The sequence below is a fragment of the Pseudomonas sp. 3MA1 genome (assembly GCF_029237275.1).
Taxonomy (GTDB): domain Bacteria; phylum Pseudomonadota; class Gammaproteobacteria; order Pseudomonadales; family Pseudomonadaceae; genus Aquipseudomonas; species Aquipseudomonas fluorescens_AP.
The window spans coordinates 498,314-516,004 of sequence record NZ_JAACFX010000002.1; the positions used below are offsets into that span (position 1 = coordinate 498,314).

At 66.2% G+C, this 17,691-nt stretch carries 16 protein-coding genes; 12 read left to right on the forward strand and 4 right to left on the reverse strand.

Features of this window, described 5'->3' with window-relative positions; genetic code table 11:
- Positions 1–50 precede the first annotated feature (50 nt).
- A complete protein-coding gene (locus GWQ44_RS07440; RefSeq protein WP_016967541.1) occupies positions 51–797 on the reverse strand; it encodes an NRDE family protein in 747 nt (248 codons plus the stop codon).
- Between the two features lie 123 nt (positions 798–920).
- Here GWQ44_RS07440 and GWQ44_RS07445 point away from each other — a divergent pair, with 123 nt between their 5' ends.
- From GWQ44_RS07445 to GWQ44_RS07460, 4 genes are all read left to right on the forward strand, one after another.
- Positions 921–1,703, forward strand: coding sequence for a sulfite exporter TauE/SafE family protein (locus tag GWQ44_RS07445; protein ID WP_047306525.1), 783 nt, complete (start codon positions 921–923; stop codon positions 1,701–1,703).
- An 81-nt stretch (positions 1,704–1,784) separates the two neighbouring features.
- Entirely contained in the window at positions 1,785–2,594 is an 810-nt protein-coding gene (lgt, locus tag GWQ44_RS07450; protein ID WP_016967543.1) for a prolipoprotein diacylglyceryl transferase, read from the forward strand.
- Positions 2,595–2,640: 46 nt separating this feature from the next.
- Positions 2,641–3,612 carry a thymidylate synthase gene (locus tag GWQ44_RS07455; protein ID WP_275926961.1) on the forward strand — a complete coding sequence of 324 codons (972 nt, stop codon included), beginning with the start codon at positions 2,641–2,643 and terminating at the stop codon, positions 3,610–3,612.
- Positions 3,613–3,802: 190 nt separating this feature from the next.
- Complete coding sequence (locus GWQ44_RS07460; protein ID WP_016967544.1) at positions 3,803–4,390, forward strand: undecaprenyl-diphosphatase; 588 nt, start codon at positions 3,803–3,805, stop codon at positions 4,388–4,390.
- Positions 4,391–4,405: 15 nt separating this feature from the next.
- Here the strand turns inward: GWQ44_RS07460 and cadR are convergent, their stop codons facing one another.
- The gene (gene cadR, locus GWQ44_RS07465; RefSeq protein ID WP_016967545.1) at positions 4,406–4,855 is read right to left on the reverse strand and encodes a Cd(II)/Pb(II)-responsive transcriptional regulator; all 450 of its coding nucleotides are present in this window, start codon (positions 4,853–4,855) and stop codon (positions 4,406–4,408) included.
- Between the two features lie 88 nt (positions 4,856–4,943).
- On the opposite strand from cadR, the gene GWQ44_RS07470 reads away from it, so the two are divergent.
- The 7 genes from GWQ44_RS07470 (at position 4,944) to GWQ44_RS07500 (ending at position 14,242) form a co-directional block, all read left to right on the forward strand.
- On the forward strand, positions 4,944–7,307 hold the full coding sequence (locus tag GWQ44_RS07470; RefSeq protein WP_275926962.1) for a heavy metal translocating P-type ATPase: 2,364 nt from the start codon (positions 4,944–4,946) through the stop codon (positions 7,305–7,307).
- A 129-nt stretch (positions 7,308–7,436) separates the two neighbouring features.
- Positions 7,437–8,300, forward strand: a complete 864-nt coding sequence (locus GWQ44_RS07475) for a LysR family transcriptional regulator (protein ID WP_047306542.1) — start codon at positions 7,437–7,439, stop codon at positions 8,298–8,300.
- A gap of 233 nt (positions 8,301–8,533) precedes the next feature.
- Positions 8,534–9,610, forward strand: a complete 1,077-nt coding sequence (locus tag GWQ44_RS07480) for a putative 2-aminoethylphosphonate ABC transporter ATP-binding protein (protein ID WP_016967292.1) — start codon at positions 8,534–8,536, stop codon at positions 9,608–9,610.
- 1 nt (position 9,611) lies between these two features.
- On the forward strand, positions 9,612–11,336 hold the full coding sequence (locus tag GWQ44_RS07485; RefSeq protein ID WP_179599301.1) for a putative 2-aminoethylphosphonate ABC transporter permease subunit: 1,725 nt from the start codon (positions 9,612–9,614) through the stop codon (positions 11,334–11,336).
- A gap of 48 nt (positions 11,337–11,384) precedes the next feature.
- Positions 11,385–12,410, forward strand: a complete 1,026-nt coding sequence (locus GWQ44_RS07490; RefSeq protein WP_016964359.1) for a putative 2-aminoethylphosphonate ABC transporter substrate-binding protein — start codon at positions 11,385–11,387, stop codon at positions 12,408–12,410.
- 144 nt (positions 12,411–12,554) lie between these two features.
- A complete protein-coding gene (locus tag GWQ44_RS07495; protein WP_275926963.1) occupies positions 12,555–13,688 on the forward strand; it encodes a TIGR03364 family FAD-dependent oxidoreductase in 1,134 nt (377 codons plus the stop codon).
- Positions 13,688–14,242: a phosphonate degradation HD-domain oxygenase gene (locus GWQ44_RS07500; protein ID WP_275926964.1), complete on the forward strand. Its 555-nt coding sequence runs from the start codon at positions 13,688–13,690 to the stop codon at positions 14,240–14,242. Before GWQ44_RS07495 ends, GWQ44_RS07500 begins: the two co-directional genes overlap by 1 nt.
- Positions 14,243–14,309: 67 nt before the next feature.
- On the opposite strand, the gene GWQ44_RS07505 is transcribed toward GWQ44_RS07500, so the two are convergent.
- Both GWQ44_RS07505 and GWQ44_RS07510 read right to left on the reverse strand, forming a co-directional pair.
- Positions 14,310–15,695: a GTPase/DUF3482 domain-containing protein gene (locus GWQ44_RS07505; RefSeq protein ID WP_275926965.1), complete on the reverse strand. Its 1,386-nt coding sequence runs from the start codon at positions 15,693–15,695 to the stop codon at positions 14,310–14,312.
- Entirely contained in the window at positions 15,688–17,067 is a 1,380-nt protein-coding gene (locus tag GWQ44_RS07510) for a DUF2868 domain-containing protein (RefSeq protein ID WP_275926966.1), read from the reverse strand. The genes GWQ44_RS07505 and GWQ44_RS07510 overlap by 8 nt, the downstream gene beginning before the upstream one ends.
- Before the next feature lie 96 nt (positions 17,068–17,163).
- On the opposite strand from GWQ44_RS07510, the gene GWQ44_RS07515 reads away from it, so the two are divergent.
- Positions 17,164–17,676: a dihydrofolate reductase gene (locus GWQ44_RS07515; protein ID WP_275926967.1), complete on the forward strand. Its 513-nt coding sequence runs from the start codon at positions 17,164–17,166 to the stop codon at positions 17,674–17,676.
- The last annotated feature ends 15 nt before the right edge of the window (positions 17,677–17,691 follow it).

Sequence of the window (17,691 nt, forward strand, 5' to 3'; positions counted from 1 at the left end):
CTCGCCGACAAGCCGGCTCCCACGGGAGCTGGCTTGTCGGCGAACGCGCTTCACACCTTCAGCTCGACCTCCCCCAGATGCCCGCCATAAGGGCCAAAGCTGCGTTCGACCAGATGCCGCGAGCCGTCGGCGTTGACGATCAGCGCGGTGCTGGCCCGTGTGCCGTAGCTGGGGCTGGCGATGAACACGCTGGACAGCAGGCTTTCCGTGGCCAGCCCGACACCGGTGTCCGGCAACTCGGCGAAGGGCGCGGTCTGCGGATCGCTCAAGAGCGCCAGCAGCGCCTGGGGCTTGGGGTCATGCAGCACTTCCTGCAGCGCCGCCCTGGCCTTGAGCAGCTTTGGCCAGGGCGTGTCGAGCCCGGCATTGGACAGGCCGTAGACCCCGGGCTTGAGCAATTGGGGCTCCAGGTCCTGCGCGTTGTAGTGCCACAGTTGATCGCCGGTGCCCAGCAGCAGGTTGAAGCCGGCGTACTCCACCGAACGGCCGACGACATCGCGCAAGTAGTCTTCCAGGGCAATATCGCCGGCGAGAAAGCGCGCCACCAGTTCGCCCCGGGAACGCCGCGCGGGCGGTTGGTGCGGGTTGCGGATATTGGTCAGGGCGGCAAAGCGGCCATGGGCACCGACCCCAAGCCAGGTGCCGCCGGCCTCCAGGTCGCGTCCGGCGTGGATCTGCGGCGACTCCGGCCATTGCCCCAGGGGCAGGCTGGGGCGAGCGTAGAACTCATCGCGGTTGGCCGCGACGATCAGGGGCTGGGCATGGCCCGGCCGCCAGGCGAAAACGATCAAGCACATTGAGGTGACCCCCTGGGTGTTTTTGCTCACTCTACGCACACAACCCCGGGGTATCCATCGCCATCCAGTGGAGTCCGGGGTAGCGCTTCCGTTACCATGCCGCTCTCATTTTCGGATGCTCCCATGGAATTTCTGCTCTATCTGCTGCTGGGCGCCTGCGCGGGCGTACTGGCCGGGCTGTTCGGCGTGGGCGGTGGGATCATCATCGTCCCGGTACTGGTGTTCAGTTTTACCCTGCAAGGCTTCGATGCCTCGGTACTGACCCATCTGGCGGTGGGCACCTCCCTGGCCAGCATCATCTTCACCTCGGTCAATGCGGTCCGTGAACACCATCGGCGCGGCGCGGTGCGCTGGCCGATCTTTGCCTGGATGGCCGCAGGCATTCTCCTGGGGGCCGGTTTCGGCGCGCTGACGGCGGAAGCCATTTCCGGCCCGCACCTGCAGAAGATCATCGGCGTCTTTGCCCTGCTGGTGGCCCTGCAGATGACCCTGGAACTCAAGCCCAAGGCCAGCCGCCAGGTGCCCGGCAAATGGGGCCTGGCCGCGGCCGGCGGGGTGATCGGCTGGGCCTCGGCGATCTTTGGCATCGGCGGTGGCTCACTGACCGTGCCGTTTCTCACCTGGCGCAGCGTGCCGATGCAGCAGGCCGTGGCCACCTCCTCGGCCTGCGGTTTGCCCATCGCCCTGGCCAGCGCCTTAAGTTTCATGATTCTGGGCTGGCATGATCCGCAGCTTCCGGCTCATAGTCTCGGCTTCGTGTATTTGCCGGCGCTGTTGGGCATTGCCCTGACCAGCATGGTGTTCGCCCGGATCGGCGCGCGCCTGGCCCATAAACTGTCGCCGCGCCTGTTGAAGCGGATGTTCGCCGCGCTACTGTTTGGCGTGGGGATCAGCTTCCTGTTCTGAGCGATGACGCAATCCTGGCTTAATCCCGGGCTGGCAGTTTGCCCGGGAATATTTGAGTTCTAACCCTGACGAGGAGTCGCAATGCTGCCTTACCCGCAGATTGATCCGGTGGCCCTGGCCATCGGCCCGCTGAAAATCCACTGGTACGGCCTGATGTACCTGATCGGCATCGGCGGTGCCTGGCTGCTGGCCTCGCGCCGGCTGAACCGTTTCGATCCGACCTGGAGCAAGGAGAAGCTCTCGGACATGGTGTTCTGGATGTCCATGGGGGTGATCGTCGGCGGCCGCCTGGGTTACGTGCTGTTCTACGACCTGAGCGCCTACCTGGCCAACCCGACCCTGATCTTCGAAGTGTGGAAGGGCGGCATGTCGTTCCACGGTGGCTTCATCGGGGTGATGCTGGCGGCCTGGTGGTTCGGCAAGCGCAACAACAAGAGCTTCTTCGAGCTGATGGACTTCGTCGCGCCGATGGTGCCGATCGGCCTGGGCGCCGGGCGGATCGGCAACTTCATCAACGCCGAGTTGTGGGGCAAACCCACCGATGTGCCGTGGGCGATGATCTTCCCGCCGTTCAGCGATCCGGCGCAGTTGCCGCGTCATCCGTCGCAGCTGTATCAGTTCGCCCTGGAAGGTGTGGCGCTGTTCCTGATCCTCTGGCTGTTCTCGCGCAAACCGCGGCCGACCATGGCGGTTTCCGGTATGTTCGCCCTGTTCTACGGGATCTTCCGCTTCATCGTCGAGTTCGTCCGGGTGCCGGATGCACAGCTGGGCTACCTGGCGTGGAACTGGCTGACCATGGGTCAGGTGCTGTGCGTGCCGATGATCCTCGGCGGCCTGGGGCTGATCTGGCTGGCTTATCATCGCGCTCCGGCCCAGAGCGCGGCGCAATAAATTCGAATCCCGGGGCGTGCCCCGGGTTCAAGGATGCAGGTAATTCATGAAGCAATATCTCGATCTGGTGGCCCACGTCATCAACAACGGCACCAAGCAGGCCAACCGCACCGGTGTGAACACCATCAGCTTCCCCGGGGCCATGTTGCGCTACGACCTCAAGGAAGGTTTCCCGGCCATCACCACCCGCAAGATGGCCTTCAAGTCGGCCATTGGCGAGATGGTCGGCTTCCTGCGTGGGGTGAACAACGCCGCCGAGTTCCGCGCCCTGGGTTGCAAGGTCTGGGACCAGAACGCCAACGAAAACGCCCAGTGGCTGGCCAACCCGTTTCGCCAGGGCGACGACGACCTGGGCGAGATCTACGGTGTGCAATGGCGCAAATGGCCGGCCTACAAGCAGATCAAGACCAGCAACCAGGCCGCCATCGACCTGGCGCTGAGCCAGGGCTACCGGCAGATCGCCGCTGGCGAGGAGGATGGCCAGGGCTACGTGGTGCTGTACAAGGCCATCGACCAGGTGCGCCAGTGCGTCGACATCATCATCAACGACCCGGGCAGCCGGCGGATCCTGTTCCACGGCTGGAACTGCGCCCAGCTGGATGAAATGGCCCTGCCGCCGTGCCATCTGCTGTATCAGTTCCACCCCAATGTCGAGACCCGGGAAATCTCCCTGACCCTCTACATCCGCTCCAACGACCTGGGCCTGGGCACGCCATTCAACCTCACCGAGGGCGCGGCGCTGCTGAGCCTGATCGGCCGCCTGACCGGCTACACACCGCGCTGGTTCACCTATTTCATCGGTGATGCCCACGTCTACGAAAACCACCTGGACATGCTCAACGAACAGCTCAAGCGCGAGCCGTTCCCGATGCCCAAACTGGTGATTTCCGAGCGTGTGCCGGAGTTCGCCAAGACCGGCGTCTACCAGCCGGAGTGGCTGGAGCTGATCGAACCGAGCGACTTTTCCCTGGAAGGCTACGAGCACCACGCGCCAATGACTGCGCCGATGGCCGTTTAAGCCCCCACCTGCTGTGCCAGGGGCCGCGTGGCTGATGCCGCGCGGCCCTTGTCGATTGACCCTGTTGCCTTTATCGACCCGTGCCCGGAGCTGTTCCGGGCATGACTGTGCCTGGCGGCCAGCTACGCTCTGAGGAGTGGCCCTGCCAGACACCGGGCGTCGCCCTTGTGAACTTCAACGTGAGCCGCGAATGGAAGAACTCAATCACAGCCTGTTCCTGGCCATCAACGCCAGTGCCGGTGCGTCAATGCCGATGCGTACACTGGCGGTTTTCTTCGCGCAATGGCTGGTGCTCAGCGTGCCGTTGCTGCTAGCGGTGCTCTGGGTTTTCGGTGAGCGCCGCCAGCGCATGATCGTGCTGCTGGCGACCCTCGGCATCGTGCTGGCCCTGGCCAGCAATTGGCTGATCCGTGAGCTGTGGTTCCATCCGCGGCCCTTCATGATCGGCCTGGGGCAGAACTTCCTCGTCCATGCGCCCGGCGCGTCCTTCCCCAGCGATCACGCCAGCGGCATGTTCGCCATGGCGTTCGCGCTGATCCTCGCGCGCCTGCGCAAGGCCGGGCTGGTGATGCTGGGGCTGGCGCTGCTGGTGGGCTGGGCCCGGGTCTACCTCGGGGTGCATTTCCCCTTCGATATTCTCGGTGGCTGCCTGGTGGGGCTGCTCAGCGCCTGGCTGGTGCGCCAGGGCCTGGCCTGGCGGCAGTTCGACCAGCGGCTGCTGGCGCTGCTCGAGGGGACTTATCTGCGGCTGATCGGCAGCGCGCGGCGCGGCGCCTGAGGCCGCGCCCGGGGCTCAGTGCCCGTGGCTGCGGCCGACGTGCGAGGGTTCGGCTTCGTTGGGGGCCACCGAGCCGCTGACTTCCAGGCGCTGGAGGATGCCGCAGTGATCCTGGTCCGGTCCTTCGCTGCAGCGCTGACGCAGGTCCAGAAGTTGCTCTTGGAGCACCAGGAGCCCGTCGATGCGCGCCTTGACGTGATGGATATGCTCGTCAATCAGGGCGTTGACGCTGGCGCACTGGCCTTCCGGGCTGTCCCGCAGGTTGAGCAGGCTGCGGATTTCCTCAAGGGTCATGTCCAGGCTGCGGCAATTGCGGATAAAGGTCAGGCGCTCGGTGTGGGCCTGGGTGTAGAGGCGGTAGTTGCCTTCGCTGCGGGCCGGTTCCGGCAGCAGTCCTTCGCGCTCGTAGTAGCGGATGGTCTCGACCTGACAGTCGGTGAGTTTCGCCAGTTCGCCAATCTTCATTGCCGTCGTCTCCGAATGGGTGCTTGACCCTATAGTGGCTACAGGGTGTTCACTTGGCAACAAGCACCTTTATACGGACGCGACCCCGATGAGCGACTCCATTCACAACCCGCGCAAGCCCGACGCCCAGCACGCCCATGCTGATCACGATCACGATCACGATCACGATCACGATCACGATCACGATCACGATCACGATCACGATCACGATCACGGCCATGCCCACCCACCGGCGGGCAAGCTGCAGCCGGTCAAGGCTCACGACCACGCCGCCCATGGCGCTTCCTGCTGCGGTGCCGCCGGTCCGGCGCCGTCCAGGATCACCTTGAGCGAAACCCCGAGCGTCGGCGCGCACCTGAGCAGCTTTCGCATCGAGGCCATGGACTGCCCCACCGAACAGACCCTGATCCAGAACAAGCTGGGCAAGCTGGCGGGGGTCCAGGCCCTGGAATTCAACCTGATGAACCGCGTGCTGGGGGTGACCCACGACCTGCCGAGCACCGCGCCGATCATCGACGCGGTCAAATCCCTGGGCATGCACGCCGAGCCGCTGCAGCAGGAGGGCGCCGAAGTCGCGCCTGCCGCCGCGCCGGTGAAGAAAGCCTGGTGGCCCCTGGCGCTGTCGGGTATCGGCGCGCTGGCCGCCGAAGTCATTCACTTCACCAGTGCCGCGCCCGATTGGGTGATCGCGCTGGTGGTCCTGGTGTCGATCCTCAGCGGCGGCCTGGGCACCTACAAGAAGGGCTGGATCGCCCTGAAGAACCGCAACCTCAACATCAATGCCCTGATGAGCATCGCCGTGACCGGCGCGGTGCTGATCGGCCAGTGGCCGGAAGCGGCGATGGTGATGTTCCTGTTCACCGTCGCCGAGTTGATCGAGGCCCGCTCCCTGGACCGGGCGCGCAACGCCATCAGCGGCCTGATGCAGATGACCCCGGAAAAGGTCACGGTGCAGCAGACCGATGGCACTTGGCGCGAAGTGGAAGCGAAAAGCGTCGAACTGGGCGCGTTGGTGCGGGTGCGTCCCGGCGAGCGCGTCGGTCTGGACGGCGAGGTGGTGTCCGGCAGCTCCACCATCGATCAGGCGCCGATCACCGGTGAAAGCCTGCCGGTGGAAAAGACCGTGGGCGACAAGGTGTTCGCCGGCACCATCAACCAGGCCGGTTCCCTGGAATATCGGGTGAGCGCCGCCGCCAACAACTCGACCCTGGCGCGGATCATCCACGCCGTGGAGCAGGCCCAGGGCGCACGGGCGCCGACCCAGCGCTTCGTCGATACCTTCTCGAAAATCTACACCCCGGCGGTATTCGCCTTCGCCCTGGCGGTGGCGCTGATCCCGCCGCTGTTCATGGCCGGCGCCTGGTTCGACTGGATCTACCGCGCCCTGGTGCTGCTGGTGGTGGCCTGCCCGTGCGCCCTGGTGATCTCCACCCCGGTGAGCATTGTCAGTGGCCTGGCGGCGGCGGCGCGCAAGGGCATCCTGGTCAAGGGCGGGGTCTACCTGGAGGGCGGCTACAAGCTCGATTACCTGGCCCTGGACAAGACCGGGACCATCACCCACGGCAAGCCGGTGCAGACCGACTTCCTGGCCCTGGACCCACTGGCACAGGACACGGCTCCGGCCCTGGCCGCGAGCCTGGCGGGGCGTTCCGACCACCCGGTGTCCCTGGCCATTGCCCGCGCGGCTGTGGATAAACAGCTGGCCATGCACCCTGTGGATAACTTCGCAGCCCTGGCCGGGCGCGGAGTGCGCGGGGAAATCAACGGCGAGCTGTACCACCTGGGCAACCACCGCCTGGTGGAAGAGCTGGGCCTGTGCTCCCCGGCCCTGGAAGAAAAACTCTTTGCCCTGGAGCAGCAGGGCAAGACCGTGGTCCTGTTGCTGGACAGCAACGGCCCGCTGGCGCTGTTTGCCGTGGCCGACACGGTCAAGGAATCCAGCCGCGAAGCCATCCAGCAGTTGCATGAGCTGGGGATCAAGACCCTGATGCTCACCGGCGACAACCCGCACACTGCCCAGGCCATCGCCGCTCAGGTGGGCATCGACCAGGCCCGGGGCGACTTGCTGCCCAGCGACAAGCTGCAAGCCATCGAAGACCTGTACGCCCAGGGCCATCGGGTCGGCATGGTCGGCGACGGCATCAACGACGCCCCGGCCCTGGCCCGGGCCGAGATCGGTTTCGCCATGGCCGCGGCCGGCACCGACACCGCCATCGAAACCGCGGATGTCGCCCTGATGGACGATGATCTGCGCAAGATCCCGGCGTTTATCCGCCTGTCGCGCCAGACCTCGGTGGTGCTCAAGCAAAATATCGCCCTGGCCCTGGTCATCAAGGCGATCTTTCTTGGGGTAACCTTTGCCGGGCTCGCCACCATGTGGATGGCGGTGTTCGCCGACATGGGCGTGAGCCTGCTGGTGGTGTTCAACGGTCTGCGCCTGCTGCGCAAATAGGACACTGTAGCGGCAAGCGGCAAGTGGCAAGCGACAAGCAATTGAGGTGAGAACCAGAGTGATGAACCCATACCCACCCGCTCCAGCTTGCGGCTTGCCGCTGCAAGCTTGCAGCTCTGGCAAGCCGCCATGCTGAGCGCGGAGCTGAAGGCCTTTTACATGGTCGCCCGCCTGGGCAGCATCACCCTGGCGGCGAAGAAGCTCGGCCTCAGTCAACCGACGGTGACCACGCAGATCCGCAACCTGGAAAGCCAGTATTCGGTGGAGCTGTTCTACCGCGGCGGCCGCCGCCTGAGCCTCAGCGACGAGGGCGCGCGGCTGCTGCCGATGGTCAAGGACCTGTTGCAGAAAGAAGCCGACATCGAGTTCTTCCTGCGCAACAGCGGGCAGGTGCAGGGCACCTTGCGCATCGCCGCCACGGCGCCGTACTACATCCTCGATCTGGTGAAGACCTTCCGCGAGCGCCTGCCCCAGGTGGAGGTGTCGGTGGAGATCGGCAACTCCCAGCAAGTCCTGGAGGCGCTGGAGGACTATCGGGTGGATGTCGCCGCCTCCTCGCAATTGCTGGACGATTCGCGCTTGGTCCGTCGGGTGCTGGGCAGCGACCCGCTGGTGCTGGCGGTGCACCGCAACCACCCCCTGGCGGCGCTGGAGCACGTGCCCCTCAACGCCCTGGCCGGGCATACCCTGCTGATGCGCGAGCCGGGCTCCACCACCCGCAGCCTTACCGAAACCCTGCTCAAGGACGCCAACGTCAGCTTCGGCCCGCTGCTGGAGATCGGCAGTCGCGAATCGATCCGCGAGGCGGTGCTGCGCAACATCGGCATCAGCATCATTGCCCGCCAGGAAGTGCCCCACGACCCGCAGTTGCGAGTGCTGAGTATTGAAAACGCGCCGCAGATCGTCGAGTACCTGTACTGCCTCAAGGAGCGCAAGAACGCGCGCTTGCCAGCGGCGTTTCTTGGATTGGCGCAGGAAATGGCTCCCGCCTGAAGGATCTGCATCGGCCATGCCGAGGGCTTCGCGTGCAAGCTCGCTCCTACATTGAAATGCATTCCCCTCTGTGGGAGCGAGCTTGCTCGCGAAGGCGTCAGATCAGCCAGCACATCACTGGCAGGTTGAACCAAAATCCCCGAATACCACTATCGGTCGTTTTTGCCTTACTGCCATATGACCGACTCATTACAACTCTAGGATTGGCCTCATCTGCTTGATGAGGCCTGTCCATGAACCCTGCAATCGCAACTGCCCTGAGCAACCCTGGCGCACCGATGAAAGTGCGCGGCGTGCGCAAGCGCTTCGGCGCTTTCACGGCGCTGGATAACGTCTCCCTGGACGTCGCCGCCGGCGAGCTGGTGTGCCTGCTGGGGCCGTCCGGTTGTGGCAAGACCACTTTGCTGCGCTGCATCGCCGGCCTTGAGCGCCAGGACCAGGGCGAGTTGTACCTGGGGGATCGGGATGTGTCGCTGCTGGCGCCGCAAGCCCGGGACTACGGGATCCTGTTCCAGTCCTACGCGTTGTTTCCCAACCTCACGGTGGAAGCCAACATCGCCTACGGCCTGGCCGGCAGCGGGCGCGAGGAAGCGCGCCAGCGCGTGGCGCAGATGCTGGAGCTGGTGGGCCTGAGCGGCAGCGAGAAGAAATACCCCGGCCAGCTGTCCGGCGGCCAGCAGCAGCGCGTGGCCCTGGCCCGCGCCCTGGCGCCGGCGCCGTCGCTGCTGCTGTTGGACGAGCCGATGTCGGCCCTGGATGCCCGGGTCCGCGAGCACCTGTGCACCGAGCTGCGCCAACTGCAGCGGCGCCTGGGGATCACCACCCTGATGGTCACCCACAACCAGGACGAAGCCATGTTGATGGCCGACCGCATCGCCGTGATGAACAACGGCAAGGTCGAGCAATACGCCACGCCCCAGGAAATCTACGATCGCCCCGCCACGCCCTTCGTCGCCGAGTTCGTCGGCCAGGGCAACTGGCTGCCCTTCAGCCGCAACAGCGACAGTCATGCCCAGGTCGGCGGGATGAAGGTGCGCCTGGCCGACGGCTCGGCCAAGACCGCCTCGGGCCGGCTGTTCTGCCGCCCGGAAGCGATCAGCGTGAACCCGCCGGTGCATGAGGAAAACCTGTTCCCGGCCAAGGTCCGCGAGATCACCTTCCTCGGCAACCGCTGCCGCATGAGCTTCGAGCTCAACGAGCTGCCGGGGCATGCGCTGCTGGCGGAACTGGCCCCGGACGCCATGCCGCGCCTGGGCGCCCAGGACATCTGGGTCGCCTTGCCGCCGCGCAGCCTCCAGGTGTTTGCCTAAGATGAGCGTGCCAATGTCCCTGCCGCTACCTGCCAAGCGGGCGCGCCAGGCTTCGCGTGCCGAGATCGGCGACCGTATTTTTGTCGTCGGCGGCAAGCTTCTGCTTCTGCTCCTGCTGGGTGTCGCGGTGCTGTTGCCCCTGCTGGCGATCTTCTGGCGCGGTTTCAGCGCCGAGGCCGGGCAGGGCGGTGGCTGGCTGGCGGCCCGCGAGCTGGTGAGCAGCGCCAACTTCCACTGGCTGCTGGGCAACAGCCTGAAAGTCTCCCTCAGCGTCGCCGCCATCGTGGTGCCCCTGGCTTACCTGTTCGCCTACGCCCTGCAACGCACGCTGATTCCCGGCAAGGGCCTGTGGCGTGGCCTGTCGCTGTTGCCGCTGATGGCGCCATCGATGCTCCCGGGGATTGCCCTGGTCTATCTGTTCGGCAATCAGGGGATGCTGCGTGGCCTGTTCGCCGAGAACATCTACGGCTTCTGGGGCATCGTCCTCGGCGAAGTCATCTACACCTTTCCCCATGCCCTGATGATCCTGCTCTCGGCCCTGTCCCTGGCCGATGCGCGGCTGTTCGACGCCGCATCGAGCATGGGCGCCAGCCCGGCCAGGGCCTTTCGCAGCATCACCTGGCCGGCCACCCGGCAGGCGGTGTTCGCCGCGTTCTGCCTGGTGTTTACCCTGACCATCACCGACTTCGGCGTGCCGGTGGTGGTGGGTGGCGACTATCAGGTGCTGGCCCTGGAAGCCTACAAGGCGGTGGTGGGCCAGCAGCAGTTCGGCCGTGGCGCCTTGATCGGCATGGTGTTGCTGTTGCCGGCATTGTTCAGCTTCGGCGTCGATGCCTGGCTGCGCCGCCGTCATGGCGATGCCATGAGCGGTCGCGCCCAGGTGTTCAAGCCGGCGCCATCGCGGCTGCGGGACGCCTGCTACCTGAGCATCGTGCTGCTGATCTGCGCCGCGCTGCTGCTGGTGTTCGGCATGGCGGTGTATTCCTCCCTGGTGAAGTTCTGGCCCTACAACCTGTCGCTGTCGCTGAACCACTACCAGTTCGACGACACCGCCGGCGGTGGCTGGCTGGCCTATCGCAACAGCCTGAGCATGGCCCTATGCACGGCGCTGATCGGCAGCCTGCTGATTTTCACCGGCGCCTATCTGATGGAAAAAACCCGCGGCCAGCGCGGCCTGAACCTGGCGCTGCGCCTGCTCAGCTTCGTGCCGATGGCGGTGCCCGGCTTGGTGCTGGGCCTGGGCTACGTGTTCTTCTTCAACCTCAACGGCAACCCGCTGCACGTGTTCTACGGCAGCATGACCCTGCTGGTGGTGTGCACCATCGCCCACTACCTGACCACCGCGCAGATGACCGCCACCACCGCCCTGCGCCAGCTGGATGCCGAGTTCGAGGCCGCCGCGCTGTCGCTCAAGGCGCCGCTGTACCGGCACTACCTGCGGGTCACCGTGCCGATCTGCCTGCCGGCGCTGCTGGACATCGTGCGCTACCTGTTCGTCTCGGCCATGACCACGGTGTCGGCGGCGATCTTCCTCTACAGCCCCGACACCATCCTCGCCGCCGTGGCCGTGCTGAACATGGACGACGCCGGCAACGTCGGCGGCGCCGCGGCGATGTCGACCCTGATCCTGTTCACCTCGGCCGGCGTCTCGCTGCTGCTGGCCTGGGCGTCGCGCGGGCTGTTGCGCCGCTCCCAGGCCTGGCGGCAAACCGCGCCGGGTCATTGATTTCTTGCTCACCCACCCCCTGATCTGCACTCACTAAGGAACCGCACCATGTTCAAGCCCCTGGCTCTTGTCGCTGCCGTCCTCTCTGCTGTCAGCCTGAACGCCTTTGCTGCGAAAACCGAGCTGACGGTCTACACCGCCCTCGAAGCCGAGCAGCTGAAGTCCTACAAGCAAGCCTTCGAAAAGGCCAACCCGGACGTGGAGATCAAGTGGGTGCGTGATTCAACCGGGATCATCACCGCCAAGCTGCTGGCGGAAAAAGCCCGCCCGCAGGCCGATGCGGTCTGGGGCCTGGCGGCGTCCAGCCTGGCGATTCTCGACCAGCAAGGCATGTTGCAAAGTTATGCGCCCAAGGACCTGGGCCAGATCGGCCCGAACTACCGCGACGCCGCCAACCCACCGGCCTGGGTCGGCATGGACGTCTGGGCCGCGACCATCTGCTTCAACACCGTGGAGGCCGAGAAGCAGGGCCTGAGCAAACCGGTGAGCTGGCAGGACCTGACCAAGCCCGAGTACAAGGGCAAGATCGTCATGCCCAACCCGGCGTCCTCGGGCACCGGCTTCCTGGATGTCAGCGCCTGGCTGCAGACCTTCGGCGAGAAGCAGGGCTGGCAGTACATGGATGACCTGCACCAGAACATCGGCCAGTACGTCCACTCCGGTTCCAAGCCGTGCAAGCTGGCCGCCGCCGGTGAATTCCCGATCGGCATCTCCTTCGAATACCCGGCCGTGCAGCTCAAGCGCCAGGGCGCGCCGCTGGACATCATCCTGCCCAAGGAAGGCCTGGGCTGGGAAATCGAAGCCACGGCTGTGATCAAGGGCACGCCGCATGAAGAGGCCGCGAAGAAGCTCGCCGACTTCTCCGCCAGTCCGGCGGCCATGGAGCTGTACAAGGAAAACTTCGCCGTGCTGGCCCAGCCGGGCATCGCCAAGCCGCAGACCGAACTGCCGGCCGACTACGAGCAGCGCCTGATCAAGAACGACTTTGCCTGGGCCTCGAAGAACCGCGACCAGATCCTCGCCGAGTGGCGCAAGCGCTATGACGGCAAGTCGGAAAAGGTTGCCGCGCAGTAACGCCAGGGGCTGCTGTGGCGAGGGAGCTTGCTCCCGCTGGGCGGCGCAGCGGCCCTGAATCCCGACCGGGCGGTGCAACTGCCTGGGAGTACTGCGCACTCCTGCGGGAGCAAGCCCCCTCGTCAAAAACAACGAGACATGAACATGACCCATCACAGCGATCTGCTGATCGTCGGCGCCGGCATCCTCGGCCTGTCCCACGCCTACGCGGCCGCCAAGCGCGGTTTGCGGGTACAGGTATTCGAGCGCAGCGCCACGCCCCTGGGCGCCTCGGTGCGCAACTTCGGCCAGGCCCTGGTCACCGGCCAGCCGCCGGGCATCATGCTGGAACTGGCCCGCGCCAGCCGCGATATCTGGGGCGACTGGCAACAGCTGGCCGGCTTGCCACTCAAGCGCAACGGCTCCTACCTGTTCGCCCGCAACGAAGCCGAAGAACAACTGCTGGAAGCCTTCTGCGCCGGTCGCGCGCGGGAGCACGGCTATCGTGTCGAACTGCTGCGGGGCGCGGCCCTGAATGACCTGTACGGCGGCCAGTTCCGCCATCACCGCGCGGCCTTGCACGGCCTGGATGACCAGCAACTGTATTCCCGCGAGGCGCTGCCGCTGCTGATCGACTACCTGCGTCGCGACCTGGGGGTGCAGTTCCACTTCTCGACCCTGGTGCGCGATATCCAGCCGGGGCAACTGCACAGCACCGCCGGCAGCTTTCATGCGCCGCGGATCGTGCTGTGTTCGGGCCACGACTATCAGACCCTGCTGGCCGAGCAGATCGCCGTCCTGCAGCCGCAGATCTGCCGCCTGCAGATGCTCCGCGCCCGGCCCCAGGTCAACCTCAACCTGCAACATGCCTTGCTCACCGGGCTCAGCTGCGTGCACTACGGCGCCTTCGCCGACCTGCCGCAAGCGGCGGCGGTGCAGGCGCAGATCCTGCGCGAGGCACCCCATCTGCACGAGCACGGCATTCACCTGCTGATCAGCCCGACCCCCTACGGCGAGCTGATCATCGGCGATTCCCACGACTACGGCAGCGATCCGTCGCCGTTCAACGCCGAACAGGTGGACAACTGGCTGATCGAGCTGGCCGAACAGACCCTGGGCTGCAAGGTCCAGGTGGTGGAGCGCTGGCAGGGCGTGTACGGCGCGCGTGGGCCCGGGCCGTTCTCCTTCCTGGAGGCGGCGCCCGGGGTTTATGCGGCGTTGATGCATACCGGCGTGGGCATGAGCGTCGGTCCGGCCATGGCCGAGGGCAATATCGCCCGGCTGCTGGGGGAGGCGTGATGCGTCGGCAGCAGGTGATTGACGAGGTTTTCGGCCTGTACGAGCGCTTCGGCGATTGTGACTACATTGGCGAGCCGGTGTCGCAGATCGAGCACATGTCCCAGGCCGCGCAACTGGCCCTGGCCGAAGGTCATGACGATGAAGTGGTGCTGGCGGCGTTCTTCCACGATATCGGGCATATCTGCCAGCAGGATGCCGAGAACATGGGCGGTTTTGGCGTGGTCAGCCATGAGCGCCTGGGGGCGGATTATCTGCGCCGGGCGGGGTTCAGCGAGCGTCTGGCGCGGCTGGTGGAGTATCACGTCCAGGCCAAGCGCTACCTGACCTTCAAGGAGCCCGGTTACTACCAGCGGCTGAGCGAAGCCAGCCGGCGCACCCTGGAATACCAGGGCGGGGCGATGAGCGCGGCAGAGGCGGCAGCCTTCGAACTCGACCCGTTGTGTGCGGTGAGTTTGCGCTTGCGCCACTGGGACGAACAGGCCAAGGAGATGTGGGTGCCGGTGATGGATTTGCAGGTGCTCAAGGACAAGGCTTTGGCGTTGTTGGGGGATTGAGGGCCCTTTCGCGGGCAAGCCCGCTCCTACAGAGCGTTGTAGGAGCCGGCTTGCCGGCGAAGGCGATCTAAGACACCAGTAACGTCTCGGCCAGCGCCTCGATCTGCTCCTGGCGCTCGGCCTGGCTCAGGCGTTTCTGCGGGTTGAGCGACGACCACTGCGGATGCGCCCGGGCCTTGCTCAAGGCTTCCGGCAACTTGCCCTCGCGCCAGCTTTTGTCTTCCGGCATCGCCAGGCGGATGCTGTCCAGCGCCGCATGCCCGCGCCGGTTCAGCGCCTGCACCAGCTGCCGCTGACGCAGCGCCAACAGGCGCAGCACGCTGTCGTCCACGGTCAGCTCGCGCTGCCCCTTGAGCTTGCCCAGCAAGCGGCTGCCGTAGCTGCGGGCGGTTTGCAGGGCGCCACCGGCAATCGCCCCGGCCAGGGCCGCGGCGCCCAGGGTCAGGCCGCCCACCAGCAGGTCCACCCCGGCGCCGGCCGCCGCGCCCGCGGCGATGCCGCCGCCGACGCGCACTCCCAGTTGCTTGAGGGTTTCCGGGTTGAACAGGTCGTCGCCCCAGCGCCCATCCAGCAGCGGCAGGTCGCTGGCGGCTGCGTCCTCGGGGCGGAAGGCGTAGAGCTTGAGCAGGGCCTCGACGCAGCGCTGCTCACGCTGGCGGATGGCCTGGCGCAGTTCTCCAATCGCCTGCTGCTCCAGCTCGGTATTGCTGGCCACGCTGCGACGGCAGGCGGCGCAATCCACCAGCAACTCGGCAATCAGCCGTGCCGCGCTGTGCTGGCGCGCCCGGCGCTGGGCCTCCTGGTCGTCGATCAGCCGTTGCAGGGCCGGGCGCGCGTGCTCCAGCAGCAGAGCCAGGCTTTCATACAGGCGCCGTTCGCCGTCCTCCGGTGGCGCCACGCTGTCGAAGCGCACCAGGGCGTGCAACCCCAGGCGCGCCAGGGCTTCGCGCCAGTCGCCTTCGCGCTGGTCGGCGCTGCTGACGAAGTTCAGCACCGGCAGCAGCGGTTTGCCGCACCCCGTGAGCACTTCAAGCTCATCGCGGTACTTGGCCAGCACCGGCTCGCGGGCGTCGATCACATACAGGCCGGCATCCGAGGCCAGCAGCTGGCGCAGGACCTTGGCTTCCTGCTCGAAGCGTTGTCGAGCCTCGCTGCCATCGAGAAAACGTGCCAGACGCGCCGGGCCGTCCAGGCGTTCGCCGGGGCGCTCCAGGCGCTCCAGGTAGTCCAGCAGGGCGATGGCGTCTTCCAGGCCGGGGGTGTCGTAGAGCTCCAGCAGGGGTTGGCCATCCACCGAGAGGCGGGCGCCTTCCACGTGCCGGGTGGTGCTGGGGCGATGGGAGACTTCGCCAAAGCCCACGTCCCGGGTCAGGGTGCGCAGCAGCGAGGTCTTGCCGACGTTGGTGTGGCCGACCACCGCCAGTTTCAGCGGCTTGTGCCGAGCATCAGTCATGACCGTTCTCCAGCCAGTCGAGGGGCGCGCAATCGGCGAAGGGCAGTTCCAGTTGTTGCAGGGCGCTGTGCCAGTCGCCCAGGCGGTCGGCATCCAGGGCCTGGCCGGGCGGGGCTTGCAGCAGCCAGACCCGGGTGGCGCTGGCGTTGCGCGCCAGTTCGGCGATCAGCCCCAGGCTGCCGCGGTCAGGCGAGCGCCGCGGGTCGCAGGCGATCAGCAGGCGCGCCGGGGGGAAGCGGCTCATCTGCTCCAGCAGACGGTTGCGCGACTCGCGGCTGTCGAGGATGCCGGCATTCTTGATGCTGTCCGGCAGTTGCGGCGGCCAGGGGCGCTGCTCGTCCAGTTCGATGGCCACCAGCAAGGCGCCGCTGCTGTCCTCGGCGCTGACGCCGCCTTCGACCCGGTGCAACTGCTCGGGGGCCGCGTCATTGACTCCCAGGCGCTCGCTGCTGGGCATCAGGCGTTCACGCAGCTGGGCGTAGCCCGGCAGGTTGAGGTCCAGTTGCAGGCGCGCCTTGCCGTGCCGCCAGCGCCAACGGCAGAACAGCATCAGCAGCAGGCGCGGCAGCACGCCGTAGATCACCACCAGCACCACCAGCCAGATGGCCCAGGACTGGCGGATCAGTTCGGTGTTGTAGACGTCCCGGGTGCTGGCCTGGATGGTCGCCACGCTCGGCGCGCCGAAGCCCAGGCTGCGGGGCAGGGCGCTGAGGGCATTGGTAATGGCCACGAAGGCATCGCTGCCCAGCAGGGTGCTTTCCCAGACAAAGCTGTAGCGGTGGGTGGTCAGCAGCACCAGTAGCATGACTACGGCGCTGGACAGGATCAGGCACCACAGGCCGTTGATCAGGCTGCCCAGGGCCCAACGGTTGAGCTTGCGCCGTTGCAGCAACAGCAGCAGCGCCGGCGGCAACTGCGCGGCCTTGGCATCGCGGGAGAATTTTTCGCTGAGCCACAGCCACAGGCGGCCCAGGCCCGCCCCGTGTTCGCTGGCAAACAGCAGGCCGGCCAGCCAGCTCAGCAGCAGGATCAGGTTCAGACCCAGCAGGCTGCCCAGGGCCCAGAACACATTGACCGGTTGCTGGGTGTTGCCCAGGGCGCTGAAGGCCAGGCCGGCGCCGCTGAGGACCGCCATGAGCGAGAGCAGCAATAACGCCAGGCGCGCGCCCTGGTGCCAGTGCAGCAGGGCATCGTGCAAGCCGTCGCGCTGGGCCAGCCACAGGGCGCGGTTCTGGATGCGGGTCGCCAGGTCGCCGCCCTGGTTGCGGGCCAGGCGATTGGCTTCCTGATCCTCCAGCGGGCCGGCGTGCTCCTCGCGCAGGCGCACGGTTTCGGTCAGCCACAGGCGTTGCAGGGGAGTCAGTGCAGTCACGCGTCATTCCATCGCTTAAAAGTGCGCTGAGCATAACTGCTGCAGCGGCGGTCGGGTGAAGTTGCCAGGCCTGGGGCCTCTGGTATCCTCGCCGGCATGAAAAAATCTCTCCCTCTCAGCCTGATCGCGGCCCTCGCACAAAACCGCGTGATCGGCGTCGACAACAGCATGCCCTGGCATTTGCCGGGGGATTTCAAATTCTTCAAGGCCACCACCCTGGGCAAGCCGATCATCATGGGGCGCAAGACCTGGGATTCCCTGGGCCGGCCGTTGCCGGGGCGCTTGAACATCGTGGTCAGTCGTCAGACCGGCCTGGTGCTCGAAGGTGCCGAGGTCTACCCGTCTTTGCAGGCCGCGGTGGAACGGGCCGAGGAATGGGCCCTGGAGCAGGGCGCCAGCGAGCTGATGCTGATCGGCGGCGCGCAGCTTTATGCCCAAGGGCTGGAGCAGGCCGATCGCCTGTATCTGACGCGGGTGGCCTTGAGCCCGGAAGGCGATGCCTGGTTTCCGCAGTTCGATGAACAGCAGTGGAAGCGGGTGTCGGAGGTGCCGAACCCGGCGGAAGGGGACAAGCCGGCGTACAGCTTTGAGGTGTGGGAAAGAAGCTGACGGCAGGCAGCCGCA

What these genes read in the sequence shown, in the direction of transcription:
- GWQ44_RS07505 (WP_275926965.1), bottom strand. Translation starts at nt 15,695, where the DNA reads ATGACTGATGCTCGGCACAAGCCGCTGAAACTGGCGGTGGTCGGCCAC.
- GWQ44_RS07500 (WP_275926964.1), top strand. Translation starts at nt 13,688, where the DNA reads ATGCGTCGGCAGCAGGTGATTGACGAGGTTTTCGGCCTGTACGAGCGC.
- GWQ44_RS07485 (WP_179599301.1), top strand. Translation starts at nt 9,612, where the DNA reads ATGAGCGTGCCAATGTCCCTGCCGCTACCTGCCAAGCGGGCGCGCCAG.
- GWQ44_RS07490 (WP_016964359.1), top strand. Translation starts at nt 11,385, where the DNA reads ATGTTCAAGCCCCTGGCTCTTGTCGCTGCCGTCCTCTCTGCTGTCAGC.
- cadR (WP_016967545.1), bottom strand. Translation starts at nt 4,855, where the DNA reads ATGAAGATTGGCGAACTGGCGAAACTCACCGACTGTCAGGTCGAGACC.
- GWQ44_RS07440 (WP_016967541.1), bottom strand. Translation starts at nt 797, where the DNA reads ATGTGCTTGATCGTTTTCGCCTGGCGGCCGGGCCATGCCCAGCCCCTG.
- GWQ44_RS07445 (WP_047306525.1), top strand. Translation starts at nt 921, where the DNA reads ATGGAATTTCTGCTCTATCTGCTGCTGGGCGCCTGCGCGGGCGTACTG.
- GWQ44_RS07455 (WP_275926961.1), top strand. Translation starts at nt 2,641, where the DNA reads ATGAAGCAATATCTCGATCTGGTGGCCCACGTCATCAACAACGGCACC.
- GWQ44_RS07475 (WP_047306542.1), top strand. Translation starts at nt 7,437, where the DNA reads ATGCTGAGCGCGGAGCTGAAGGCCTTTTACATGGTCGCCCGCCTGGGC.
- GWQ44_RS07480 (WP_016967292.1), top strand. Translation starts at nt 8,534, where the DNA reads ATGAACCCTGCAATCGCAACTGCCCTGAGCAACCCTGGCGCACCGATG.
- GWQ44_RS07460 (WP_016967544.1), top strand. Translation starts at nt 3,803, where the DNA reads ATGGAAGAACTCAATCACAGCCTGTTCCTGGCCATCAACGCCAGTGCC.
- lgt (WP_016967543.1), top strand. Translation starts at nt 1,785, where the DNA reads ATGCTGCCTTACCCGCAGATTGATCCGGTGGCCCTGGCCATCGGCCCG.
- GWQ44_RS07495 (WP_275926963.1), top strand. Translation starts at nt 12,555, where the DNA reads ATGACCCATCACAGCGATCTGCTGATCGTCGGCGCCGGCATCCTCGGC.
- GWQ44_RS07470 (WP_275926962.1), top strand. Translation starts at nt 4,944, where the DNA reads ATGAGCGACTCCATTCACAACCCGCGCAAGCCCGACGCCCAGCACGCC.
- GWQ44_RS07515 (WP_275926967.1), top strand. Translation starts at nt 17,164, where the DNA reads ATGAAAAAATCTCTCCCTCTCAGCCTGATCGCGGCCCTCGCACAAAAC.